Genomic DNA, 24,860 nt, shown 5'->3' with positions numbered 1-24,860 from the left:
CGTCCGGTGTGGTCCGGTGGCTTGGCTGCCATCACGGCCGCCGCGCGACCTCCCCGCATACGGGACGGGTGYGGCGTGGTCGCAGCCCTGGATCTGGGCGCGGGAGTCAGCGGGGTTAGGTCAACTGCGGCCGGCTAGGGTCAGCGATGGCTCGGAACGTGGGTCAAAGATCAGGCGTCAACCGTGAAAGGCGCGTAACCGACGGATACCGGCGTCACGATCAGATCACTGAACACGAGCGTCAGGTCGTGCCCGTTCGTTTCGATGCGGACTTCGTGGAACTCGATACCGATCGCGTCAGACCAGGCTTGGGCAAGTGGGGAGTCCTCGAGAAGGACGGCGCCAGGGCATAGGCACTGCCACTTGACGCCCCAGACATAGCCGTCGAGATCCTTCCCGGTCTCGTAGTCGATGAGTCGGTCATCGAGCGACTCCTTCCAGGTCTCGGGCCTGACCGCGGTCCGAACGTGAGTCTCGACGCAGTAACGGAAGAGGTAACGGAGATGCTCCGGTGGGATACCGGTGCGCGGGTCGGCAGTGGTGTACACGATGATCTCGTAGTCGCGCATGTAGTCGGTGAAGGCGTGATAGACGAGGGCGTGGTCGAACACGTCGTCGAGTGCGCGGCGGATGGCGACTACGTCCATCCCTGGGTTGTACACCTCCGAAGAGTCGCGTCGCCTCGTATTTTTGTGAGTCGAGAACCTGATGCAGGACCCCGACGCGCCGATCGAGTAGGAGCGCCGTGTTGCCACGGTGTTCCCCCGGCATGCACGCGGCCGCGGAAAGATACCCGTGCCGCCACGGACCTCGCCGAGGCGCTCGCCGCAACGGAGGCGTGACATTTCCGAAGTACCCGCGCCGCTCACCGACGACGAGATCACCACCCAGCTCGCCGATCATCCCGGCTGGACCCGGACCGGCGACGAGATCACCCGCACCTTCCGGCCTCGCTACCACGGCTTCGTCGCACTGATCGTCCACGTCGCCGACGTCGAACGCCTCATCGGCCACCACGCCGACATCGACCTACGCTGGGACACCATCCGCTTCGCCATCACCACCCACGACGCCGGCCACCGCCTCACCGCGGCCGACTTCGACCTCGCCACCCGCATCGACGCCCTCGCCACCGCCCACACCGCCACACCGATGTAAGAGGGAAGGGCCAGCGCCGCCGCGCCGGTCATGCTCATCAGCACTGCCGCGACGATCAGCTCGGTCGCCACCCGGGCCGGCCTTCGCCGAAGCGCCATCTCAGCGCCTGGGGATCAGCGTGGCTGTCGTCGGGCTTCGATCAGTCCGCGGTTCGCGAGTTGATCGGCGAGCTCGTTGCCGGGATCGCCGGCGTGCCCACGTACCCACAGCCACTCGACGGTGTGCACACTCGCGGCCGCGTCCAGGCGCTGCCACAGGTCAACGTTCTTGACCGGCTTCTTCTCGCCGGTCTTCCAGCCGTTCCTTTTCCAGCGGGCGAGCCATTCGTTGATGCCACTACGCAGGTACTGGGAGTCGGTGTGGATACGCACGACCGATGGTCGGGTGAGAGCCTCAAGTGCCATGATCGCCGCCAGTAGCTCCATGCGGTTGTTCGTGGTGTCGCCAGGCTCGCCGCCGCAGATGGTCCTCTCGTGCCTGCCATAGCGCAGGACGGCGCCCCACCCTCCCGGGCCGGGATTACCTTTGCAGGCACCGTCGGTGTAGATCTCGACAGCACCCTCGCGGCCGCCTCGCGGACCTCCACCTCCGCCGGCGACTCCGCCCGCCCGGTCGGCCGAGGCCCGGGACCGGGCGACCACAGGTGGTCCCTGCCCAGCCGCACCCACGATCTGCTCATCCCGACCAGTCAATCGCCGTCTCCAATCCTTGTGGCAGGGCCTCGCTGACGATGCGGGTCACGACATCCTGCTGGGCTTCGATGGACGCGATGATCCGTTCCCCGGGAACGCCCAGCACGTCGTTCGGCACGTACCACTCGGCCAGGTCATGTTCGCCGTAGCCGTGGGCGTTCGGCTTTGTCGCGTGCCGGCGCACCGTCTCCTCGAACGGGACGCGGAAGTAGTAGACGTGGGCCGGGTCGGGGTGCGCGGCGATGAGCGATCGCAGCATCGTGCCGTAGCGGGAGGCATCCAGGATGCCCTCGAGGATGACGTCGTAGCCACCGGCCAGACACCGCGTCACGATCATGGCGATCAGGTCGATGTTCAGCGCACCAGGCACGTCCCTCTCACGGAGCAGCTCCCGGCGGATCACGTCCTGCTGCACCACCGCCACCCCACGGCCGRCCACCTCGCGGACCGCGAGCGCAGTCGTCGTCTTGCCGCTGCAGGACGGACCGCGCAGCACCACGAACGACGGCGGCCGATCCGAGTCCCCGCGTGTCACCACAGGTAGCAGCCTAGATCGGCAACGTCGTAGAGGGCGCGGCACCGGACATGGGCTGGGCGACCGCCGCGGGCGACTACTTCGGCTGCTGGTCGCGCCTGGCCTTGTAGGCGGTGACGTCGGCGGCGAGCCAGACCCGGGTGCGCTCGCTGCCGGCGCCCATGGGCAGGGGGTCGGGGAAGTCCTTGCCGCGGGACAGGACGTCCGCCCACTGGCGTGAGACTCCAAGCAGCTCGGCCACGCCGGTGATCGTCACGACCTCTGGCCGGTTGGTCGCTGCGCCCACGTCAGCTACTCTTATCCAAGTCAACTAGCCAAGTCAGAATGACAAGTGCCCGGGCACTGGATGCGGACGAAGTCCTGAAAGTCCTGCCTCCTGGCTCGCCTCGCCTGCCCACGCACCCGCCCCGGGCGATCGCCCGTCGCCGTGATCTCGCGCCAGTTCTGGAGGACGCGATGGCCCAGCCTGAGCCACACCCCCTGCCCGCTCCCGCCCCGGTCGGGTCCGCCGCCGTACCCAGCGCACCGCTGACGCTGGCAGAGCACGCCGGACCGGCACCCACAACCAGTACGCGCCGGGCGCGGCTGACAGCGGAAGGCCTGTTCGAGGTGCTGGTCGAACCAGATGACGACGTCGCCGACGTGATCGCGACGCTGCGCCAACTCCCCGCCGCCGCCCGTTTCCTCGAGGCGCTGGGCGACGTCGAGACGACGCTCGTCTTCACGCCCGCCCCGCCACCGACCCACAGCTCCGGGCGACTCGGCGACCTGGTGCCGTTCGCCTACGCGGTCCCGGCCGGACCGGCCGGTCGGGAGTTGGTCGGCCTCACCGCCGACGACCTCGCCGACAGGCTGCGCACCGCGCTCGCCGAGGTGCCGCTTGGACCGCAGGACGAACGTGTCCTGGCCTGGCTGGCCGCCCAGCCCGCCGACCGCGCTCTCACCATCAGCAGCCTCCTGCTCCGGGCCCGGGCTCACGCGGCCTGACCCGCGGCCGGCATCCCCGCCCGGCCGCCGAACGGGTCCGGCCGGATCGGCGATGCCTGTACGGATGCCCTCGGCGATGACCCAGTTCAGCGCGATGTCGCCAGCGATGACATCCACGGTGACATCGGCGATGGCAGTGCGCTGTAYGGCCGCGTCCGGGACCTTCGCCCCAACCTCCGACGCGGGCTTCCGGAATCGGCCCGCGGATTCGCACTGCCTTAGTAGGAACCCCTACACCTCTGGTAGGCCGCCATGACCGCTCCAACCGCCGCCCAGCCCGATCTCGACCGGCCGACCGTCACGCGAGCTCACCCAGCCGAAGCTGCTGCGACGGCCACGACGACCAATGTCGCCGCCGTCCTGACCACCGGGCCGCGCGACGTGGCCGCCCTCCCGGCCGCCGGCCGCTCGCGCGGGTCGAGGTGGGGAAGCGGGGAACTCTGGATCCGTCTGGCGACCGTCGCCGCTGTCGTCACCGTCGCTCTGATCGCCGGCGCGGTGTCCTATAGACACATGGCCGGCGTCGCCCGCGAGCACGGCGAGGACCGGGTGACGGCGGCGATCGTGCCGATCTCGGTCGACGGCCTGATCGTCGCGGCGAGCCTGACCCTGCTCGCCGACAGCCGCGCCGGCCGCCGCCGCTCCCCACTGCCCTACGCCCTGCTTGCCCTGGCCTCCGCCGCGAGCGTCGCCGCGAACGTCATGCACKCCCAACCCGATCTTGCTGCCAGGGTGATCGCCGCGTGGCCCTCGGTGGCGTTGATCGGGTCGTACGAAATGCTCATGAGCCAGATCCGCAAGGCTCGTCCCCGGTCAGCTGGCCACGCCGGCATGCACGGGCCCGGCTTGGGCAGCGCCCATCCCTTCGTGCCCAGCCGCGTCCACTCGACTGGTTCGAGCCACGACCGCGGCCCCGGCGGCGCTGCCGGGCACGATGTGGACGGACAGCGCGATCTCGACGGCGGACAGCGCGCGGAACCGACCGTCGCGGCCCGCGACGGCGCCCAGCACCCGGCGGTTTCCGGCCCACCGTGCTCAGAGCCAGCCCCGCCCCCAGAGAACAGAGCGCTCCAACCGCTGAGCAGGCGCGACGTGCCCTGGTCGGGCAGCGCTACCGCGTGGGACGCGGCGCCGGAGCCGATCCCGCCGGCCGTGCTCACCCGAGCCCTGCGCACCGCCCGCCGCGGCAGCAAACGCGCCCGCCTCGCTACCCTCCTGCTCCGCGACATCGCCCCCGGCGACCCGCGCACCGACTACGCCCTCGCCCGCGACCTCGCACCCGCCATCAACCTGCACGCAGGCACCGCCCGCCGCTACCTCTCCGAATGGCGCCGCCAAGCCATCACCCAACCCACCGCCGCCTGAGCAAAGCCCGCTGGAATCAGCCAGCCAGACTTCAAGATCCAAAAAGGATAATCGGCCCGGCGACGTCCCGACCGGCGTCCGGCTCGACGGAGACGGCCGATGCTTCACCTGCTGGCGAACGTCATCGACATAGCCCTGGACCACCTTGCGGATGCCGAGGAGACATCACCGCGGACATCGCGGACACCCTCGCGACCACCACCGCGTCGCCGCTGGCGCCGAACGTGTTCCGTGAATGTGGCAGGTCCGACTCACGCGGCCCCGCGATCTCCCGGAGGACCCGCGTGCGGAGAACGGGCCTGGCACCGGTCGAGGGAAAATGTCCGCCATGGCCGAGAATTTGGCGGTGGAGGAGCGTGCTCGCCGGCGGGCCGAGGCCGCGCACTGGCGCGCCAAGGCCGCGGCGGCGCGGGCGCGGGCCCGCGCTCTCTCGTGGGAGTCCGACCCTGAGTTGCGTGCTCAGGTGAAGGCGATCCTGGCGCTCTCGCCCCTCGATCGGGTGCTGGGTCTACAGGCCGAGGCAGAGGTGTTCGCCAGGGCCATCTTGATCAGGGACCGCCCCGCTGACCCAGCCGGGCCTCGCGGAGGTACGGGTTCACGGGCTACGACCTGACGATCCGCTTCAGGGCAGAAGGCTCAGTGTCCGGTTTGCCTTGACGATGGCGAAGTGGCGTCGGTCGACGGTGGCGACCTCGTCGATGCCGAGGCGTTCGGCGCAGGCGATGACGGAAGCGTCGACGGTGCCGAGTGGGAGGTTCTGGTAGCGGCTGACGAGGTCTGCGATGCGGAGCCAGTCGGTGGGATGGACAGGCTCGATATCAAAGGCGCCAGACGCGAGGTCGCCGAGGAATCTCAGTTCGGCGCGGGTGCCGAGACGGGAGCTGAGCAGGTAGACGACCTCAGTGAGGACGAGGGTCGGGACGATCAGTGGGCCAGGATGCGTCTCCAGCAGGTCGGCGCACGCCTCGTGATGCTGGTCGTCGGCGTCGACGTAGGCATAGAGCGGGCCAGCGTCGACGACAAGGGCTACGACGTCACCTCGTTGGCGAGGATCTCCTCGATCCGCTCGGAGATGTCGTGCCGCCCGCTGTGCCCCGCGCCGCGGGCGCCCAGGACCCGCCGGCCGCCACGCGCTTCGCCGCGCTCGATAAGTTCCGCCAGACCTGCCGGCACGATCGCAGCCAACCGCCGACCATGATCGGTCAGGTAGACGACCTGGCCCGACTCGGCGGCCTCGCGGGCCACGAGGGTCAGTTGCTCGCCCTCGGGCAGCGGCATCTCGGTCATGACAACATCGTAACGCCGTCAGCCCACCGCGCCCGAGCGGTGACCGCGACGCGGAGCGGGCAAGAGGTCAGTCGTAGTGAGCCAGTGATCAGATGACGTGGCAGAGCTCGGCGAACATCGCGGCGACTCGGCGTTTGAGCTTGACCCATCAACCGCCTTTGGTCCCCATCAACCAGGGCCAGATGGATTGCACGCCGCTCATAGCGCCAGCTGCCCAGGCAACGTCGCGCTGGTGGCCTCGGCATAGTCGTCGGCGGCTGGGAGAGCATCCGGCCGGGTGCCGAGGGCGTGGACGACGGGGTCGGCTGACGCGGGGTCGGCGGGGGTGCCGTAGGGCAGGCCGAGGTGGCGGTGACGGTAGCGCTCGACCCGGCTGGCGGCCTCGTCCCAGCCCGCGGCGGCCGGGCCGCTGGCTGGCCTGGGACCGAGGAGAACGGTCAGGTAGCCGGCGGGCTCGGCCGCGGCCTGCAGGACCGCGTCGCCGATCTGACGGTCGAGGGCGGTGTTGACTCGGCCAAGCCGCGCTTCCAGGTCGGCCCGCGCACGGATCGCCCCCGCCGGCCCTCCTGGCGCGTTTCCCTCCGGCGTCTGACCGCTGGACGACAGCGCGTCACCGATGTCGAGGATGTCGGGCCGACGGGTCAGCCGATCCTCGAGGCTGCGCCGCTCGACGGCGAGCGCCGCGGTCGGGCTGGTGGCGAGATGGCCGCTTTCGGCACGGCCGAGCAGGTCGGTGACGGTGTTCCAGTCCTGCTGGGCGGTCGTCGCGGCGGGCAGGTCGTAGAGCGCCGGATCCACCCCGGCCTGGCGGCACAGGTCGGCGACACGGTGATCGAGGACGGCCGCGGCGGCGCGGACGGAGTCGACCGGATCCTGGCGCAGCGCAGCCGTGAGCGCGGCGGGAGGGTAGCCGGCGTCGAGGAGGGCGTGCAGGCCGACGACCGCCCGGTCGCGGGGCACAGCCTCGTCGGCGCTGCGGAACCGGGCACGGACGTCGGCGGGTAGGACCGCGGCCCAGGCATCGGCCAACCCGGTGGCCTGGTCGCGCAGCCGCAGCCACGGGTCGCGGACCCGGTCGTCGGGGCGGGCTCCAGGCGGAGGTCCCGGCACGTGGCTGGGGACGTCGGGCTGGTGGCGGGCATGGTAGATCGCGAGGTTGGTCACCGCGCTGTCCCAGAGCGCCCGGTCCGGCGCGGCCGCCGGCGGCGGCCCGATTCGGGCGACGAGAGCGGCCGGCGGATCGGCCAGTGCGGCGGCGCGGATCGCCGCCTCCGCGGCCAGCTCAGCGCGGCGCAGCACCACCTGGCGAGGAGGCTCTTCTGCCGGTCCGCCACCGCCGGCCGGCGCGTCCACCTCAGTGACTCGCGGCGCGGACAGCGGCGTCAAAGGCGCGAACGGCGCGGCCTGGCTCGGCGCGAACGGCGCGCCGTTGTTCGGATCGGCGCGGCGCGGTCCATCCGGCGCGAAGAGTGCCATCGGCGCGGTCGGCGCGAACGGCGCGGCCGGGTCCGGATGGCCGAGGCGGGCGGCGGTGAGGGCGGCGAGCGGGTAGGCCAGGCGCAGTTGATGCGCGGTCGCGGCGATCGGGTCGCGTGCGTCGGCGAACTGTTCCGTGCGGCTCCGGTCGAGCCTGGTCGCGAGCCGGTCGAGCGGGTCGTCAGGTCCGGGGCCGGGGGCCGCGGACAGCCAGGTCTCGTCGTCGTCGGCCTGGTCAAGCTCGTCGCGGCGGAGCAGGTAGGCAGCCAGATCCCTGCGGGCGCGCGACAGCATGACGTAAAGCCCGGCCCTGCTGGTGTCGTCGGTGACGACGGCGCGGGCGGTGTCCATAGTCGAGCCCTGTGCCTTCGCGGCGGTGAGGGCGTAGGCATGGGCGAGACCGCCGTCCCGACCGTCGTCGAACCGGTGCGTCAGATACGCCCACGGCACGGTCACGATGCCCTTGCTCGGGAAGTGGACAGTGACCGTCTGAGTGCCCGGGTCGTCCGGGTCGACGTGGACAGCGGTGACCACACCGACAGCACCGGTCCGGATGTACGCCGTGGCGGGCCGGCCGGCGGGGACCAGGGTGTGCCCCGCCTGGGTGAGGGTCACGACCTCATCACCGGCCTGGAACTCCCGGCCTGCGACGGCCAGGACAGGGCCGGTCAGGGTTCCATCGGCGGTCAGCAGCGCGCGGGCGGCCTGGTTGAGCCGTTCGACGTCGCGGTGCCGCTCGGCCATCAGCCGAACCCGGACCCGCAGCGGTCCGCCGTCCGGTTGCCGTCGGCGCCGTCCGCGGTCGGCCGGCGGGTGCGCGCCGTCGTCATCGGTCCCAGCTCTATCCGCCAGCCCAGCGCCGTCCGCGCCGTCCGCGCCGGTTGGGACGGACGGCGCGGCGCGCTCGGCGTCGAGGTGACGCCGACGTTCGGCGTACCAGTCGGCGACCGCCTGCTCGAGCAGCGCGTCGGGGTCGTCGGCGAGCCGGATCTTGCCGGCGTCGGCGAGCCGGTCGAGGGCGGCGCGCGCCGGGCTAGTCGCATCGGCGCGCAGCGCGTCGAGCGCGGCGCGGACCGCCGCCAGCTCGGGGCCGGCCTGACGGTGCGGCGTCGTGAGCGTGGGAACGTCGGGCAACTGGTGGACGAGGTGTGTGAACCAGCCACCGGCCGCGACCGAGCCGAGCTGCGCCGGGTCGCCGAGCAGGATCACCACCGTCCCGGTGCGGGCCGCGTAGTCGAGCAACCGGGCGGCGTCACGGGTTCCGACCTGGGTCGCCTCGTCGACGATCAGTACCGACCCCTGCGGCCACACCTCGGCAAGGTCGCCGGCCGGGTCGGCCGCGACGGCGTCGAGCAGCGTCAGCCAGCCCGCGACCACCCGGCCCGGCACCCCGATCCGGTCGGCGAGCTCCTCGGTCTGCCGGCCGCCATGCGCGGTCGCGAACACCCGCCGGCCGGCCGCCCGGGCGATGCCGGCCAGGACCCGCATCGCCTCCGTCTTCCCGGTGCCCGCCGCGCCGACCACGAACCGCACCAGATCCCCGTCGGCGACCAGCCGCCGCACCAGATCCGCCTGCTCCCCCGACAATGCCGGCCCGACGGTCGCGGCAGCCAGGTGGGCGTCGACGAGCCCCGGCTCGGCCAGAATGCGCGGCGCCGCACCGGCGACGACCCGGCCTTGCCGGATCAACGCCACCAGCCGCCGCTCCGCGGCCAGCAGGTCCTCGACGGTGTACAGCGGTTCCGGATCCTGCCGACGCCGCCGTCCCGGGGTGTCGGCGAGGACCAGCACCACCCGCCGGTCCGCGAGAAACCGGTCCGCGAGCCGCTCGACCGCCGCGGCGTCCAACCGGTCACCGCCCCAGGCCGCGATCGCACGGACCACGTCGCGGCGGCCGAACGTCGTCACCTTCTCCGTCACCCCTGCCGACCCCGCCAGCAGGTCGAACAGCTCGGCGACGTCGTCGTGGCCGACCGGGGCCGGGCGATGCGCCACTGGCGCGGCAAGCTCCCGGACCTGTTCGACGGTCCAGCCGGCCGCGGCGAGCCGCTCGACCTGCGCCGCATGGACGGTGTCGTCGGCCAGTACCCGCTTCGGCGCGCGCGACCGGCGCTGCGCGGCCGCCATCGTCGCCCCGGACGGTTCCAGCCCTGCCGCGACGAGCTGCGCGAACTCCTCCATCACCTCGCCGTGCCGGGTCGAAAAGGCGGCGAGCAGTTCAGTCGGGAACGCGGCCAGCTCCGCGACCCCGTTGCGCACCGGTCCCCACTCCAACCCTCGCCGCGCCGTCAGCTCATGGCGCAGCACCGCCGCCCCCACGAACCCGGCGGTCCGGATGTGCGGGAGCAGCACCTCACCGTCGACCGCCCGCCACACCCAGCCCGAACCGCCGACCCCGCCGGCGCCAGCCGCCGTGCCCTCCTCCGCACCCCACCTGTCACCCTGGACGCCATCGGCCTGCTCACCCGGCCGACCAGCCGCGTCGCGCGGAACACCGTCGGCGTCCGCGCGCACCGCGACCGCGTTGATCACAATGTTGTGGACGTGCAGGTGCGCCTCGACGCTGCGCGACACGTCGTGCAGGTACGACGCCACCGCCAGGCCCAGCGCCGGCCGGTTACGCCAGCCGACCATCCCGAACGCCGCATGCCGCTCCAGGTAGCCGATCGTCGCGTCGACCGCCGCATCCAGCGCCGCCGCCACGTCCGCCCGCGTCGCCGCGTCCCCGAACGCCCACAGCAGGCTCACCGACTTCGGCGCCGCGCACACCACGTCGTAGCCGAGCACCGTCGCCGGTGCGACCCGCGCGGCCATCCACCGCTCTAGGTCTTCGCGGTGCACCCGCCACCGCCCGTCCGCGCCCCGCTCCCCGGCCAGCAGCCGCCCATCCGGCGGACCAACCGCCTCGGCACTGTCGGCCACGCCGCGCGGGCCGACGACGCCCGCGCTCTCCGGCGAAAGGTCCGCCATCTCGCCGGCCTCGCGTTGCCCCGCTGCTCGGGCGGCCTGGCGGACGCGCAGCCGCAGCAGGTCGACGCTCACGCCGGCGAGTACCGCCGCCTCCGCCAACGTCAACAGCTCGTCGCCGTTGGCCGGCGTCGCCGCGTTCCTTCTCGCCTGGCCAGATCCCGTCCCAACATCCCAGCCGCCGGCCAGCCGACGCCCGCGCGGCCCCGGGCCGTCTCCCAACAACGGTCTGTCCGTCACCGCGTGCCGGCCCTCCAACAGCCGCATCAGCGCCTCCGCCGGCACCGCCCCGCGCAGCCCAACCAGCCCGGCGAGCCGCCCCCTCGACCGGCCCGCCGCCCGGCCGTAGTACACGGCAACCGCAGCGGCCCCCGGCTGTCCGCCCTCCACATAGGCGACCACCGCGCGCGCCGCCCGCCCGACGTCGCCTGGCCTCCGCACGCGCAGCCGCAGAACCCGCGCCGTCGCGATCACCGCCCATCGCCCTGACCAGCAATCCGGCGGCGACCGAGCAGGCGTGTGGGAGGACGATGACAGAAGCACGGCATGAGGAAGCTCCACAAGGCGACGACCGACGGCCCCGCTGAACCGGAAACCGCACGAACAGCCCGCCATCCTGCGAACCGCAGTCACCGCCACAGCCCTCGCGCACGACACCGTGCACGCTCCATCCCACGCCTGGAAACATCGCCACCGCACACGCCCAGATGATCGACCAATGGAAGCACGAGACGTCCTTCGAGGAGAAGTCATGACCGAGGACACCCCGGCGGGCCAGTCGAGGTTCGTTCGCGGCAACGACCATCTCGACCGGCTCCTCACCGATCCCCTGCTCGCGGCCRACGTCGCCGAAGCGGCTCAGGTCTATCTGGAGCAGCCCCACGAGGAGACCGCCCAAGGGACGTTCGCCTCCATGCGTGCCCTCGACGGCTCCCTCTCGGCGAGCGTCGCGGCGCTGACCGGGCTGCCCCCGGAACGGATCGAGCAACTCGGCGGCGCCGGAGACTGGGAAGCCTGATCCCCCTGCCCGTCCACCCCACCCACGCTGCATTCGCGAGGGTCTGCGCAGATCAGCCCAAGGCCAGTACCCCCGCTGGGCTCGTTCCACAGATTGCTGCCCCCGGCCTACAGCCGCGGAACCCGACCGCTCCGCCTCAGCACGACGCGACCGCTGACACCGCTCACCCGCCGCAGGCCCATCTCCTCCGGCACATGTGGAATTCCTGGCTTCGCCAGGAATTCCTAGGGACTCCTGGACCGGTACACCCCACACCGCCCGCACCGTGACCGCCTACCTGCGCCCCCACTTCGCGTCCGGCCCGGTGCCACATGACCAGTCGTCACCTGACGAGCGCGGATTCCACGATGTGTGGCGAACCCGTATGGTTGGCTGGGCTCGCTGGCGCGGCCGAGTCAATGGACGACAGGCGAGGCGGCCGTGTGCGGACAGGTGCTGATCGGCGGCGAGCGCGATCTGCCGCAGTCCAGCGCGGCGAGACCGCGTTCGCCGGCTCACTGGGCCTGACCCTCGCCGCCCGGACAACGGCAGACGCAGTCCCGAAGCCGGCACGCGGGGGAGGCGCCGGAGGACCACCGAAGCCCGAGTTTCGAGATGATCTCGCTGGGGATCGGCAGCGGCGGGGTGGGCAACCTTACCGGCCCGTCACGTGCCCCAAGTGCTCCTGCCCGCTGCCGGGTAGAACGCTCCACCACGGAGGACGCGGTCACGAAGCCAGTTGAGTGGAACGCGAAGATGGCTGTCGTGACGGGCCCTGCCGACGACCAGATCCGCGAGTTCGCCAACCTGTTCTTGACCAGACCGCGGCGCGACAACTGCTCGCACGGTCGGACTTCGAGTTTGGCATGCAACCACCATGGGGCCCCAGCACTGCACTGACGTTCTGGCGCGAGGTGTTCGGCGCTCTCGATCGCGGAGCGGTCGTCGACGGCCTGCGGAAACTCCTACGCAACGCGCGTCAGGAACTCCCTGCCAACAAGATGCTGATCGAGATGGAAGCCGCACTCGACCATGTCGAGAAGCCGACGCTCGCGATGGAGCCGTCGTCCAACGACGGGTCGCGCACTAGGACGCCGACCGCGGCCGTTGGTCGCGAGCACGASAGAAATCGCAACGCTCAGCCCACTCCGGCCGCGCCGGATCCGATACTCACCKACTCCGAAGTACTCGACTGGGAGGATGCCTGGCAGTTTCCGAATAGTTTGATTCAGGTCTGGGTCGACGGCGCTGAAATCGCCTGGGCCGCATGCGCCTGGAGCAAGCTCACCGAGGCGGGTCTGACTCGCTACCGAACCGAGGACGACCGCATCAACTGTCTTCTGCGCGCAGTCGCCCTCGCCGCGTTCTACCGAGACTTCTGCTCCCAAGCCTTCGATGAGGGCCACCTCGGCGGATGGGACGACCTGGTGAACATCGACGTCATCGGTGATTACCCGTTCGACGACTTCACCCTCGGCCAACTGGCCCAGCGACACGACATTGAGATCGACAACCAGTACGACGACGCCCCAGGCATGGTCCTAGCCCTACTCGTACGCAGGCAGTACTGGGTCGTCGCGGGTGCGCTACGCGCCACCTGGGGCGACGCCTACCTCTTCGCCACTCTGTACCACACAAAGAATAGTCTAACCACCTACCCGCTGACCGRCGAGCAGTTCCACGATGCCGTCAACCAGGACGTCACGATCGACGACCCCCGAATCCCCACCTACGACTGGCTCGCCAATCTTCCGTCTCATTGAGGCGAGGGCGATGAATTCTATATCATGYCCCCGATGCCGTTCCTGTTCCACGGCCCCGCGGACCGGTGAACCGCGCACCTTCTCACCTCACGTCGCAGGAGATCTGCCAGGGAATGGCCCCCCCATGCGGGTCCTCGACGGCTCCCTCTCAGCAAGCGTCGCCGCGCTGCCCGGGCTGTCCTCGGAACGGATCGAGCAGCTGGGCTGCGCCGGAGACTGGGAGACTTGACCCCATGCCGGCCGACCTACCCTGCGCTGCCTCCGCGAGGACCTGCGCGTGCCTGCCCCACCGGCCAGCACACCTCTCGCCCAGGTCAACCACCAGCTCCTGCAAGGCGACCGAGCAGTTCGCGGACCCGGATACCCGCACGACGGATCCGCGCCATCGACGACGTCGTTCTCCTCAAAGTAAAGGTCGGCCGTCAACGACCGTATTTACGAGTGACGCCCGGTCGGACAGGGCAAGATTGGCTTGGAGGTCACGAATAATCGTGCCGAGTTGACCTGATGTGAGGAGCCCGGGTCCGAGAGGACCTGACCGATTCTCGCCGACAGGCGGTAGGGCGCGTAGGGCGGCCCGGACCTCCGCCGTCATGTGATTGAGCTGCCAACGGGTCTCGTCGCGGACGGCTCCAGGCCGGCCGGGGGCCGCCAACCCGGCCGCCTTGGCGGCATACGCGGCGGCGCCCAGCGCGTGCGCGCCCATGTGGCAGACGGCTACGGCTTGACCGGCGGCTCGGGCAGCGGCAGCTGCCGCGGGAGCCTTCACATCGCCGGCAGCAACGCCACCCGCGAATCGACGGCGGATCTCCTCGGCAGTGTTCAGCTCYCCCCGAGCGAACGCCCGGCTCCGGGCAATGGCAGCGCGAGGGCGGTCATCCTGGGGAGCTTCGGCCTCAAACAGCCCCAAAACCCGCTCTGCACAATCGGCGGCCCATGCGGCGACAAGACGCCGATCAGCTTCGCTGAGCGTCTGCGGAGATCCCACCACCCCGACTCTACATAGCTGATCAGCGCCACCGAGCGTCATCTCCCAGCAGGCTTCTTGGCGACAGCCGCCACCCCGAGCGACGACGCGGGCCGCCAGTGGGCAGATCCTGGTGGCCACCCACACGCGCCCGTCCGGGAGCACGGCCCGACCGTTCCTGCGGTATCACGGACGGCGGTCTCCGGACTCCCGCAACTTTCCAGAAGCAAGGCGATGCCTTCGACGGACGCGGAATTTCTCGCGATGACGCCGCGAGTGGCTGGCGGGGTGACTGCGGGGACGCATGCGGCTTCGACGCTGCGTCTGTGCGCGTCACCGCGCACCGGTGCCGGTCCCTTCTCGGCTGTGCCCCTGCGGGCCGGTGCCGCCGCGAGGCCACGCGACCCCTGGCGGGTCGACGGGCGGGGATGGGAAGGACAGGTGGTCGGGATGGCGGAGCCGGCGGCGGGCGAGGGGCGGCTGTGGACCGTACCCGAGCTCGCAACGTTCCTGGGCGTGCCGGTCGCGACGATCTACAAGTGGCGGACGACGGGAGACGGACCGACCGGGCTGCGCATCGGCCGGCACCTGCGTTACCGCGAGTCAGACGTCCTGGCGTGGCTGGAGATCCGACGGAACGTGCCCTAGATCATATGCAGGGCCAACAAGAGCGCGCATCCGGTCTTTTGCCAGGTCAGGCCGGGTGCGCGCCACAGGCCAGCAACGCAAAAGATCTTCGTTCTCAAAGTGCGGGGTAAGTACGGGGTGATCTTAATGACCAAGATCGGCCGATCATGAAAAAAGCCCTGCGTTGCAGGGCTTTACGGGTGCGCCGCCAGGGACTTGAACCCCGAACCCGCGGATTAAGAGCTCCGCAGATTTGGTGATAGGTGGTGACACCCGATGACAACCGATGCCGTTCTGCCCGCCCAGCACGGACCCAACCTGCCAGCCGGTACCAGACTGTGCCAGACCTGCCTGACCGGTCCGGGCACACACCGGGCACACCAAGTTGATTCAAGCCGGGCCTCGAGACAGGTCGTCCCGACCCGGCACTCCCCCAGGCCATTTCCAGCRCCCAAGGCTCAGCGCCGATCAAGAGGACCCCGCTATTCGTCGCGTCGCGTCGGAGCAGCCGCGGCGAGGGCCGAGCGTCTGGTTCCGGGTGATGCCGGATGACCACCATCGCCTCCGCCATCCCCCGATCCAGGAGACCGACACACGCCCACAGCGTCGCGTTCCGCGCCGTCACGACGATCATGATCATCGTGATCGGACTGACGTTCACCTTCGGCTTCGGCAACGTCTGGCTCCTCGCCCTCCGCCTCGGCGTACCCGCCTACGTCGCACCCCTCGTCGCACCCGCCGTCGACCTGTCCATCCTCGGCCTGCTCATCGCCATCCGCGAACTCGCCGTCCAAGGAGCAGCCGGCACGGACATCCGACCAGCGCGACGGTTGCTCGTGTTCGCGAGCCTTGTCACCCTCGCCCTCAACATCGCTGAACCCCTCGCCGGYGGCCAGTACGGGAAGGCCGCGTTCGACGCGGTCGGCCCACTCCTCCTGATCGGCTGGGCAGAAATCGGACCCGACCTCCTGCGCACCATGGCAGAACACCTGCCAGCACATGCTGGCCCGGAGGAACCAGCCCACGTCGACAACATCACTGGCACGCTGATGCCTACCGAGCCAACGTCCGAGGCAACTGCAGCCGATCCGGTGCCAGCACTCAAGACCGGATCCGGTGGCACCGAGGCCTTCGTCGGAGAGCACGCCACGGATCGCCGACCAGTCCCTGCCCAACGGGACGAGAGACTGCTAGCGCTGGCGCGCACGCACGACGCCCACCACTGGGCACAACACCACCGCCCGATCTCCGCCGAAGCACTCCGCAAACGCCTCAAGATCGGCGCCGAACCATCCCGAGCCCTCGTCGCGCAGATCCGCGCCGAGACCAGCCACCAATCGCAACTCCGGCACGCTACCGACGATCCGACAAGGACGAGCGAGGTCGAGGCTGGCACCGCTGATTGGACCGCGAGCGGCGCGACCCCGGCCGCACCGGCGCTCGCAAGTCCGGCCTCGGGCGCGGACACGCAGGGATCCTGATCATGGTTCCAGCACGCCGACGTCCGCGCCACCGTTGCCGAGCATCGCCGCCCACCCGACGGCACCGGTGCTTCCTGAGGAACCTCCGCCTATCGCTGGACCAGCTCCTCAATTTTTCAGAACGCGCTCACCTGATCACGTGGGGTGCGTACGCTAAGTGCTGCGTTTGTGTTCGCCGACGGGGAGCGATGGCGTGGCGCAGTCAGGTGGCGGTCAGTCGGAGTGGCAGCGGCGCGCCGCGGCACAGCGAGCCGAGAAAGAGGCCGCCGCCGCACGCCAAAAGCACGAGCGTGAGGTGGCAGCGCGCGCCAAGCAGGAGGCGCGGGAGGGTCGCGAGCAACGCTCGGACGAGCTGGAACGCACCGCCGTGGAGCAGAACGCACAGACCGCTTCCCGCATCGAGGACCTGGGCAGAAATCTGCTACTCAGCGTCCTGAACCTTCCGGTCTTCACCATCCACGCCTTGGAGGTCGCGCCCGAACGGCCGGTCTTCCGGCCAGGAGCGCTGACGGTGGCGGGCACCGCGCCGGACTGGGCGGACTACGAGCCACCTCCTCCTAGCCGCGTTGGCCGGCTCGTCGGTGGATCAGGCCGATACACCCGAGAAGTCGATGCGGCCCGGGTCCGGTGGGAGGCCGACACCGCCGACTTTGAACAGGACGAGGCCGATCGGCTGCGGAAGCTTGCCGCCGCCCGATCGGAACACGACCAGCATGTCGCCGCAGCCTCCGAGCGGGCCGCGGCGCACAACACCAACCTCGCCGTGCAGTGGACGAAGTGYGTTGAGGGAGACCCGGAGGCCATCGAGTGGTTCGTCGGCCAGGCTCTGGCCGCCGCGCCCTATCCGGACGGGTTCCCCCAGACACGAAAGATCGCCTACCGGCCGCAGGAACACGACATCGTCATCGAGATCGACTTCCCTCGACGGTCTGTGATACCCGAGGTCCGGGAATACAAGTTCTACAAGACCGTCCCAGAGATCCGGCCCGTGAAGTGGAAGGAACCCGAAGCCAGGAAGCTCTACGCGCAGCTCGTCGCCTGGATGACCCTGCGCGTCGTGCACGAGGTGTTCACAGTCACGAAGGCCCTCGACCTCGTCGACGTGGTCGTCTTCAAYGGCACCGTCACCGACGTCGACCCCGCGACCGGCAAGGACACCCTGTACCACCTCATCAGCCTCGAACCCGAACGATCTCTCTTCGAAGGAAGCCTCGAGCTCGACCGCGTCACCGACCCGATCCGCTGCCTCCGGGGACTGGATGCGCGTGTCTCGCCGAACCCCTACGACCTCGAAGCCGTCCAGCCGGTTGTCACGTTCGACCTCAGCCGGTTCAGACTCGCGAACGACTCCACAGAACTCGCCGACCTCGACTCCCGAACGAACCTGCTCCAACTCACCCCCACCGAGTTCGAGAAACTCATCGAGAAACTCCTCAAGGCCATGAAATTCGACGCATACCGCACAGTCGACTCGAAGGATGACGGAATCGATGTCGTGGTGACGAGGAACGACGTCATTTTCGGCGGAGTCTGCCTCGTCCAGGCCAAACGCACGAAGAACCGAGTCGAACTCTCCACCGTCCAAGCCGTCGCCGGAGCCATGGCCGACCACAACGCCGCAACCGGCATGGTCGTAACCACCTCCTGGTTCGGCCCCTCAAGCATCGCCTTCGCCAAACGAAACCGCATCACCCCCGTCAAAGGCGCCGAACTGAAACACATGATCAAAAGATATCTCGGTATAGACGTCATCCCGGGCGTGGCCGAACCCCGAGGACGGCGCGCGTCTGAAGGGCGCGAGTAGACGGTTTCGCTGGTCAGTGTCTGCCGAGGTCTCCTGGCGTCGGCTCCGCGAACATGACTGTCCGGCTGAGTGCGTTCGCGCGCTGACTCCCGTCTGGCTATGCAGGTCAGAAGGTTGCCGAGACGTGCATGCTGTCAGCCGTCGGGACCGGAGGCGATCGATCCGTCGGGGTTGAGTCCAAACCGTCGTAGACGCTCCGCGTCGCGTGTGCGTCCTCGGCGAGTGAGCAGGCTGGCGAGTTCGTCACCGGCGAACCTGAAACCCGCATTCGCCACGGCGTGAAGGATCCGCTCAGCTCGCCCGTACTCGCCGCGCCCGGCCAGCAGCCGAGCCAGTTCGCAGGCGGCAGCCTCATCCTCCTCGGCCAGATCCTGCAGCTCATCGAGGTCACCACCCTCGGCCCGTACGTAGATCAGGAGAATCGCCGCGAGATCGTGACCGGCATCGGCCAGGTTCCGCAGGATCTGTTCCGCCTCCTGGAACTCGCCACGCGCAACCAGCAGATCTGCCAACTGCTCCGCGGCGAACATGTCGCCAACCTCGGTGAGGCCCTGAAGGCTGTCGAGATCACCATTTTTGGCGAGCAGCCGGGCAAGGCCGTCGGCGATCTCCCAGTCACCCGCCTCTTCGAAAGCCCGCAGGACTCGTCCGATCTCCTGATAGTCACCGGCCTTGGTGACCCAACAGGCGAGCGCGTCGGCAGCGGACTCGAAGCCGTCGGCGGCCAGTGCCCGCAGGCTGCCGAGATCGCCCCGCTCGGCACGAAGCTGGACAAGCTCGAGACCCGCGTAGTCATCACCAGCATCAGCAAGGATCCGCAGGATCTGCTCGGCACGGTCGTACTGACCCCGTTCATCGAACAGTCTCGCCAGCCTTACAGCGGAAGCACAATCCCCCGCGTCCACCCGAGCCTGCAACTCGTCAAGATCACCCCGCTCGGCGAGGAGCCTKGCCAGCTCGACGGCAGCACCCCACTGGCTGTCCGCGCGGGCCCGTAGGCCATCTACATCACCACGCTGCACCAGCAAACGAGCCAGCTGCACGGCCGCCGCCAAGTCACTGGAGTCTGCCCGCACTCGCAGGCCATCCAGGTCACCGCGCTGCGCGAGAAGATCCACCAGACGGATCCCGGCGATTGGGTCACCAGCGTCAGCGCGAGCCCACAGCTCCTGAACGTCACCACGCATGGCGAGTAGGTCGGCAAGCCGGGCGGTGGCCGACGGCTCGCCGGTAACAGCAAGGCTGCGAAGGAGCTGCTCAGCTTCCCCGTAGTCGCCCCCTTCAATGAGCAATTCAGCCAGCCGCTCGGCGGCCAGGCGATCGCCGACGCAGGCACGGGCCCGAAGTCCGTCGAGGTCATGACGCCCGGCAAGCAGACCGGCAAGCAGACCAGCGGCGTTTCCATTCCCCCCGTCCGCAGCCCGCCTGAACAGCGCGATCGCGTATCGGTCAAGCAGCCGGCCGTGGGCATACGCGGCCAGGGCGGCCGCATCCGTCGACGTAGCGTGGGCAACCAGCGCGTCCCACAGCGACGCGGGCGCGCGACGCCCACGCAGGGTGCCGCGGGCGTGATGCTCGAGGTATTCGGCGAGCCAGTAAAAAGGCTCGGGAGAGATGATCTGGCCTGGGCGGGGGCGGATACGCCGGACAGGACCCGGTGCCCCCCGGCAGGGCTCACCTGTGTAGGTGAGAGCCTGGTCGAGCCAGTCGTCGGCGAGCGCGTCCCACTGCTGATCGGTGAGGTAACCGGGCGCAGCATCTTCGAGCAGCCCACGGGGCAACGACGAACTGTGACCGAGAAGACGGGCATCCATCGCAGCCTCGATCACCGCCCTGGCCGCTGGTGGCGCGTTGTCATAACGAGCAAGCAACTCGGGCCCACCAGCCAGATACTGGGTGATCTCCCCGTCGAGCGCGCGGGCCTCCGCCTCCGCCAGCCGCGGATCACCCATCGCTGCGACACGCAAAGCTTCGCGCGCACCCCCGGTGAACGCGTAGGGCAGAGAGATCACGTCATTCGTGATGAGCGCACGGGCCTGAGCATGCGGATCGGGCCTACAGGGGCGAGGAACGGTGCTTAGGACAGCCCAATACTCGGGCCAGACCGTGCCCAGCACCAAAATCGGCCGGCGGTCCGGGTCGCGAAGGAGATCACGGAGCCCAGCGGCCACCCGGTCGCCGAGGTCTGTCGGCTTGGTAAGCAGATAGCGATGGGTCTCGTTGAGCCACACCACAGTGCGCGGCCCAATCCTCGTCAGTTCCTCGAGCGCGGCCTCGGGCCGACCCGGGTTGATCGGGTGCCACAGGCACCAGTCCTCCGGTAGCGCCTGGACTGCCTCCCAGCAGGCTCGGCTCTTGCCCGTCGACGATCCGCCGACCAGCACGGCAATCGCGCTGGCGCCCTCAACCGCCCGAGCGACAACCGATCGCAGGCGAAGATCGTGCTCACGCGCGACATAGGTCGGCAGCGGTGACAGACCCGCCGCAGCCCCGGCATCGATCGCCGGATGAACCTCCAACGCGAATGGATCAACCACCTCCCGGATCGGCCGGCCGACCCGCTTCCCCGCGGACAGGAGACGCGCGGGCGCTGGACTACCGAAGATCGGATGGTGAGGGAACCTACTCCGCAGCACCTCGAGCAGTCGATCACGGCCATGGGCTGTCACACCGGACGCCAGCTCGGCTGACACCGCCACCCAGAACTCCCGCGGGTTACAGGAATTCCACGGCAAGGCCGCAGCTGGCACCCCAGCCTCGACCACCAACTGACACGCCTCGGCCGGAACGGTCACGAGCCCCGCCAACGCCTCGATCAACTCACTGCCGAGCCCTTCCACCACAACGCCCCCGTCACGTCCAGACCGGCCCCGACCTGAATAAGACCACTCGCCGTCGCGCTGCCACCCAGTCGTCCTACTGGGTCTGTTGCGGACTGTTGCAGCCGGCAATCCCAGTGATCGACGCTGCGAACCGGCATGATCGTGTGGTGRCTCGAGGTGTCGTGCGCCCACCGGTCCCGGCATCGGAGTTCGTCGGGTTCCGGTTCCCGCCGGAGGTGATCGTTCTGGCGGTCCGCTGGTACCTGCGGTACGCCCTGTCCTACCGGGACGTCGAGGAAATGCTGGCCGAGCACAGCATCGAGGTTGATCATGTGACTGTGTACCTCTGGGTACAGCGCTTCACGCCGCTGTTGGCCGACGCTGCCCGGCCATGCCGGCACCGTCCCGGCAGCAGGTGGTTTGTCAACGAGACCTACATCAAGATCGCCGGTCGGTGGCGCTACCTGTACCGGGCCGTTGACCAGCACAGACAGGTCATCGACGTCCTCGCCAGCGAACGACGCGACCAGCTCGCGGCCCGCCGTTTCTTCCGCCAGGCTCTGGCCCACGGCCGCCGGCCGGTCGAGGTCACGACCGACAAGGCGTCCGTCTACCCACGGGTCCTCGATGAGTTACTGCCCGAGGCCTGCCACGTCGATGCCCGGTGGGAGAACAACCGCATCGAGTCCGACCACAGCAGACTCAAAGCCCGGCTGCGGCCGATGCGCGGACTCAAACAGCTGCGCTCCGCCCAGACGATCAGCACCGGACACTCGCTGGTCCAGAACATCCGCCGCGGCCACTACGAACTCGGAACCGACGTCGAACCCCAGCGCCGACTTGCCGCAGCGTTCACCGAGCTCTCTCACGCCATCTGATCACCAGGCCAGTAGCAGCTCGGCATGCCCCGGCTCCTCACGATGCAACAGTCCCTTCGCGAGGTGCTGCGCACGCGGTACCTGACTCGGYAGCACCGTTCGGTCGCGCAGCGATGAGTTGTCGCGCGGCGGCCGGTCTAGTTTCAGGTAGGCCTCAGCCGGAGTTGGATCGGGCCCAGGCTGGCGGCGATTCGGCCGACCTGGCGGCTCGACGAACCGAAGGGATGGAAAACCAGCCATGTCACTTGCCCGCGTCCAGCACTTCTCGGTCTCGCTCGACGGTTTCGCCACCGGCGAGGGCCAGAGCCTTGAGGCGCCGTTCGGCCACGCCGGCGAACGGCTGCACACCTGGATGTTCGACACCAGGTGGGGCCGCGCGATGCTGGGCAAGTCCGGCGGCACGGGCGGCGTCGACGACGCCTTCCTGCGGCTGTTCGCTCCCGGGGTCGGCGCCGAGATCATGGGTGCCCACAAGTTTGGCCACCCCGGCTGGCACCAGGACCCGGAGTGGAAGGGCTGGTGGGGCCCCAACCCGCCGTTCCACACCCCGGTCTTCGTCCTCACCCATCACCCGCGCCCGTCGATCGAGATGGAGGGCGGCACGACGTTCCACTTCCTCGACGCCTCGCCCGCCGACGCGCTCAAGACGGCCCGCGAGGCCGCGGCCGGCCAGGACGTGCGCATCGGCGGGGGCCCCACCGTGATCCGCGACTTCCTGGCCGCCGGGCTCGTCGACCACCTGCACGTCGTGGTGGTCCCGATCCTGCTCGGCCGGGGCGTACGCCTCTGGGACGGCCTCGAGGGCCTCGAGCAGGACTACGAGACCGAGGCCGTCTCGACACCCAGCGGAGTCACCCATGTGACTTTCGCCCGAAAGGGCCTGTGAATCCGGGCCTTTTACGACTCCGTTTCGTTACTGCGGCGACCCGCAGGCCTGTGCCCGATACTGGGTCCGGTCAGGCTGCCTGCTGGTATTCGTGGATGAGGCCGCCGAGCCGGTCTCGTCGGATCACTGCGGTCGGGGCGTGCGGCGGCGGGCCGGTCGCGTCTGGTGGTTGCTGGTGGAGTGATCGATGTGGTCGGTGAGCGTTGTAATGATCGACATAGTCCGCGGGCACGGCGGCCAGGTGGCGTTCGCCAGTGATGAGCAGGTGGTCGAGGCATTCACGGCGGACGGTGCCGACCCAACGTTCCACGTAGGCGTTCGCGACCGGCGCCCGCACGGGAGTACGCAGGATCGTGATGTCCTCGGCGGTGAACACCGCGTCGAACGCCGCCGTGAACTTCGCGTCCCGATCCCTGATCAAGTAGCGGACCTGGGAGGTCCGCTGGTCGAGGTCCATGAGCAGGTTACGGGGCACTGTTGCGTTGGGCCGGCCCGAGGCACGGCAGGGTCAGGTTGGCGGCCTGATCAGATGGCCTGCGCGAGCTCGGCGAACGCTGCCGCGAGCCGGAGATGGGGCTCGGCATCGACGCCGAGTTCGTAGTGGCCGCGGCGAAGATTCTGAACGAAGGCGTGCCCGGAACCGATCACCTGGGCGGAGCGCAGCCGTTTCAGCCCGCGCATCGGCCGCAACCGTGCCTTCAGCCGGCCGTGATCGGCTTCGATCGTGTTGTTCGCATACCGGGCATCCACGTGGTGGGCGGCCGGAAGCTGCTCGTCAAGGACCCGCGGGTAAGCCGCGGCCCGATCGGTGGTCACCTCGACCGGCCGCCGCCCGTGTGCCAGTGCCCGGGTAAAGAACCGGCGCGCCGCCAGATCGCGTCTTTCGGAGGCGAGGACGTCGATGACCTGGCCGAACTGGTCGATCGCCCGGTACACGTACGTCCACCGACCGGCGACCTTCACATACGTCTTATCGGTGAACCACCTGTCGCTCGGGCTGTGGCGGCACGGCCGGCCCGCGTCGATCAACAGCGGCGTGAACCGCTGCACCGCGAGGTAGGGCGTTGGCGAGGTACTTCTCAGTCCTTTTCCAACGCCCTGTGGGGTGCAACTGGACGGTCAGGGGCGCTGCCGAGCTGGGCGAACAGGGCGGCAGGGACCATGGCGGGCATGTTGTCAACGGTTGTGCTCATGCTGGTCCGTGGGCTGCTCGGTGCGGCCGGTCTCGGGGGCCGTCCGGACGAGAAGGACGTCGAGATCGCCGAAGGACGTCGAGATCGCCGTCCTTCGCCATCAGCTGACGGTGCTGCATCGCCAGGTCGCCCGGCCGCGGTACACCCCGGCCGATCGGATGCTGCTGGCCACCCTGGCCCAGCTCCTGCCGCGTCCGCGCTGGTCGGCGTTCCTCGTTYCCCCCGCCACCCTGCTGCGCTGGCATCGCGAACTGGTCCGCCGCCGGTGGACCAATCCGCAGCAGCGTCATGGTCGCCAGCTGGAGGAGGCGACGGTACAGCTGGTCCTCCGGCTGGCCCGGGAGAACCCGCGATGGGGCTACGTACGCATCGTCGGGGAATGCCGCAAGCTACAGGTCCAGATGTCGGCCACCTCGGTCTGCAACATCCTTCGCCGCCACGACCTGGGCCCGGCACCCCGCCGCGGAGACGGACCGAGCTGGTCGCAGTTCCTGCGCAGCCAGGCGCGCGGCGTACTGGCCTGCGACTTCCTCACCGTCGAGACGGTGGCTTCATACTGCTGCTCCTGATGTGGCTTTGTCTGTGTGGGTCAGGCGTGGCGAGCGTGAGGTGATCTTTTGGCAGGTGGCTTCGGTGTTCTGGTTCCAGGGGATGAGGATTCGCCGGTTCGGGGCGCGGCGGACGTGAATGCGGCCTTTGTCGATCCAGCGGTAGACGATCTGGTCCTGGACGCCGAGGCGGGTGGCGGCCAGCAGGGGTGCGCCGCCAGGGACTGTGACAATTGGGAGTCTCAACTGACCGAAATAGCGGAGAGTGTCGAGGTCGATGCAGTGCGCTCCCCCGCTCCTGCTGCCGATCCGCACGTCGACCGGGCCTGGCCTGCCAAACCAGGAGACGTTGACCCAGGTGACKGGACCCGAGAGGACCGCCTGCGACTTCTTCAGTACCAGCGGCAAGTGTGGAGCGAGATTAACC

The 24,860-nt window shown here is 69.5% G+C and carries 20 protein-coding genes and 2 pseudogenes; 11 read left to right on the top strand and 11 right to left on the bottom strand.

Translation table 11 applies throughout. From position 1 onward, the window contains the following. Positions 1-170 precede the first annotated feature (170 nt). The gene (locus BL253_RS27815) at positions 171-647 is read right to left on the bottom strand and encodes a YxiG-like protein (RefSeq protein ID WP_076820261.1); all 477 of its coding nucleotides are present in this window, start codon (positions 645-647) and stop codon (positions 171-173) included. A 196-nt stretch (positions 648-843) separates the two neighbouring features. Here BL253_RS27815 and BL253_RS27810 point away from each other — a divergent pair, with 196 nt between their 5' ends. Next, positions 844-1,158, top strand: a complete 315-nt coding sequence (locus BL253_RS27810) for a 4a-hydroxytetrahydrobiopterin dehydratase (RefSeq protein ID WP_076820281.1) — start codon at positions 844-846, stop codon at positions 1,156-1,158. A 113-nt stretch (positions 1,159-1,271) separates the two neighbouring features. On the opposite strand, the gene rnhA is transcribed toward BL253_RS27810, so the two are convergent. The 3 genes from rnhA to BL253_RS27795 all read right to left on the bottom strand — a co-directional run bounded on the left by rnhA (position 1,272) and on the right by BL253_RS27795 (position 2,671). Further along, positions 1,272-1,826, bottom strand: coding sequence for a ribonuclease HI (gene rnhA / locus BL253_RS27805; RefSeq protein ID WP_241835215.1), 555 nt, complete (start codon positions 1,824-1,826; stop codon positions 1,272-1,274). Between the two features lie 7 nt (positions 1,827-1,833). Next, a complete protein-coding gene (locus tag BL253_RS27800; protein ID WP_198946420.1) occupies positions 1,834-2,388 on the bottom strand; it encodes a kinase in 555 nt (184 codons plus the stop codon). A gap of 73 nt (positions 2,389-2,461) precedes the next feature. Continuing rightward, positions 2,462-2,671, bottom strand: coding sequence for a helix-turn-helix transcriptional regulator (locus BL253_RS27795; protein ID WP_076820260.1), 210 nt, complete (start codon positions 2,669-2,671; stop codon positions 2,462-2,464). Positions 2,672-2,841: 170 nt separating this feature from the next. Between BL253_RS27795 and BL253_RS27790 the strand changes: the two genes are divergently transcribed. Then, positions 2,842-3,372, top strand: a complete 531-nt coding sequence (locus BL253_RS27790; protein ID WP_076820259.1) for a hypothetical protein — start codon at positions 2,842-2,844, stop codon at positions 3,370-3,372. Between the two features lie 252 nt (positions 3,373-3,624). Beyond that, the gene (locus tag BL253_RS27785; RefSeq protein WP_076820258.1) at positions 3,625-4,737 is read left to right on the top strand and encodes a DUF2637 domain-containing protein; all 1,113 of its coding nucleotides are present in this window, start codon (positions 3,625-3,627) and stop codon (positions 4,735-4,737) included. Between the two features lie 622 nt (positions 4,738-5,359). On the opposite strand, the pseudogene BL253_RS27775 reads toward BL253_RS27785, so the two are convergent. From BL253_RS27775 to mobF, 3 genes and pseudogenes are all read right to left on the bottom strand, one after another. Continuing rightward, a pseudogene (locus tag BL253_RS27775) lies at positions 5,360-5,746 on the bottom strand (type II toxin-antitoxin system VapC family toxin); the annotation flags it as partial. A 17-nt stretch (positions 5,747-5,763) separates the two neighbouring features. Beyond that, a complete protein-coding gene (locus BL253_RS27770; protein WP_076820256.1) occupies positions 5,764-6,024 on the bottom strand; it encodes a hypothetical protein in 261 nt (86 codons plus the stop codon). Positions 6,025-6,222: 198 nt separating this feature from the next. Then, entirely contained in the window at positions 6,223-10,941 is a 4,719-nt protein-coding gene (gene mobF / locus BL253_RS27765) for a MobF family relaxase (protein ID WP_076820255.1), read from the bottom strand. A 277-nt stretch (positions 10,942-11,218) separates the two neighbouring features. Here mobF and BL253_RS27760 point away from each other — a divergent pair, with 277 nt between their 5' ends. Together BL253_RS27760 and BL253_RS27755 are read left to right on the top strand one after the other, a co-directional pair. Beyond that, positions 11,219-11,485: a hypothetical protein gene (locus BL253_RS27760; RefSeq protein ID WP_076820254.1), complete on the top strand. Its 267-nt coding sequence runs from the start codon at positions 11,219-11,221 to the stop codon at positions 11,483-11,485. A gap of 722 nt (positions 11,486-12,207) precedes the next feature. After that, positions 12,208-13,227 carry an effector-associated domain EAD1-containing protein gene (locus tag BL253_RS27755; RefSeq protein WP_131831594.1) on the top strand — a complete coding sequence of 340 codons (1,020 nt, stop codon included), beginning with the start codon at positions 12,208-12,210 and terminating at the stop codon, positions 13,225-13,227. A 403-nt stretch (positions 13,228-13,630) separates the two neighbouring features. Here the strand turns inward: BL253_RS27755 and BL253_RS45525 are convergent, their stop codons facing one another. Further along, positions 13,631-14,257: a putative immunity protein gene (locus tag BL253_RS45525; protein ID WP_476644127.1), complete on the bottom strand. Its 627-nt coding sequence runs from the start codon at positions 14,255-14,257 to the stop codon at positions 13,631-13,633. A 387-nt stretch (positions 14,258-14,644) separates the two neighbouring features. On the opposite strand from BL253_RS45525, the gene BL253_RS27745 reads away from it, so the two are divergent. From BL253_RS27745 to BL253_RS44080, 3 genes are all read left to right on the top strand, one after another. Next, positions 14,645-14,842 carry a helix-turn-helix transcriptional regulator gene (locus tag BL253_RS27745; RefSeq protein ID WP_076820277.1) on the top strand — a complete coding sequence of 66 codons (198 nt, stop codon included), beginning with the start codon at positions 14,645-14,647 and terminating at the stop codon, positions 14,840-14,842. Between the two features lie 527 nt (positions 14,843-15,369). Further along, positions 15,370-16,302 carry a hypothetical protein gene (locus tag BL253_RS27740; protein ID WP_076820252.1) on the top strand — a complete coding sequence of 311 codons (933 nt, stop codon included), beginning with the start codon at positions 15,370-15,372 and terminating at the stop codon, positions 16,300-16,302. A 193-nt stretch (positions 16,303-16,495) separates the two neighbouring features. Then, a complete protein-coding gene (locus tag BL253_RS44080) occupies positions 16,496-18,106 on the top strand; it encodes a restriction endonuclease (RefSeq protein ID WP_131831593.1) in 1,611 nt (536 codons plus the stop codon). A 134-nt stretch (positions 18,107-18,240) separates the two neighbouring features. On the opposite strand, the gene BL253_RS27730 is transcribed toward BL253_RS44080, so the two are convergent. Beyond that, positions 18,241-20,949, bottom strand: coding sequence for an effector-associated domain EAD1-containing protein (locus BL253_RS27730; protein WP_076820251.1), 2,709 nt, complete (start codon positions 20,947-20,949; stop codon positions 18,241-18,243). 146 nt (positions 20,950-21,095) lie between these two features. Here BL253_RS27730 and BL253_RS27725 point away from each other — a divergent pair, with 146 nt between their 5' ends. Together BL253_RS27725 and BL253_RS27720 are read left to right on the top strand one after the other, a co-directional pair. Further along, entirely contained in the window at positions 21,096-21,806 is a 711-nt protein-coding gene (locus BL253_RS27725; protein ID WP_076820250.1) for an IS6 family transposase, read from the top strand. A gap of 238 nt (positions 21,807-22,044) precedes the next feature. Then, positions 22,045-22,692, top strand: a complete 648-nt coding sequence (locus tag BL253_RS27720; RefSeq protein ID WP_076820249.1) for a dihydrofolate reductase family protein — start codon at positions 22,045-22,047, stop codon at positions 22,690-22,692. A 70-nt stretch (positions 22,693-22,762) separates the two neighbouring features. On the opposite strand, the gene BL253_RS27715 is transcribed toward BL253_RS27720, so the two are convergent. Next, positions 22,763-23,167 (bottom strand): transposase, encoded by a 405-nt coding sequence (locus tag BL253_RS27715; RefSeq protein WP_241835214.1) that lies wholly within the window; start codon positions 23,165-23,167, stop codon positions 22,763-22,765. Positions 23,168-23,217: 50 nt separating this feature from the next. Continuing rightward, positions 23,218-23,751: pseudogene (locus tag BL253_RS27710) on the bottom strand (DDE-type integrase/transposase/recombinase); the annotation flags it as partial. Between the two features lie 154 nt (positions 23,752-23,905). Here BL253_RS27710 and BL253_RS27705 point away from each other — a divergent pair. Beyond that, positions 23,906-24,454 (top strand): helix-turn-helix domain-containing protein, encoded by a 549-nt coding sequence (locus BL253_RS27705; RefSeq protein ID WP_131831592.1) that lies wholly within the window; start codon positions 23,906-23,908, stop codon positions 24,452-24,454. Positions 24,455-24,860: the final 406 nt, after the last annotated feature.

It is taken from the genome of Pseudofrankia asymbiotica (genome assembly GCF_001983105.1).
Classification (GTDB): Bacteria; Actinomycetota; Actinomycetes; order Frankiales; family Frankiaceae; genus Pseudofrankia; species Pseudofrankia asymbiotica.
Note: the sequence above shows the minus strand (reverse complement) of the source record. Positions and strands in the feature narration are given on the sequence as shown.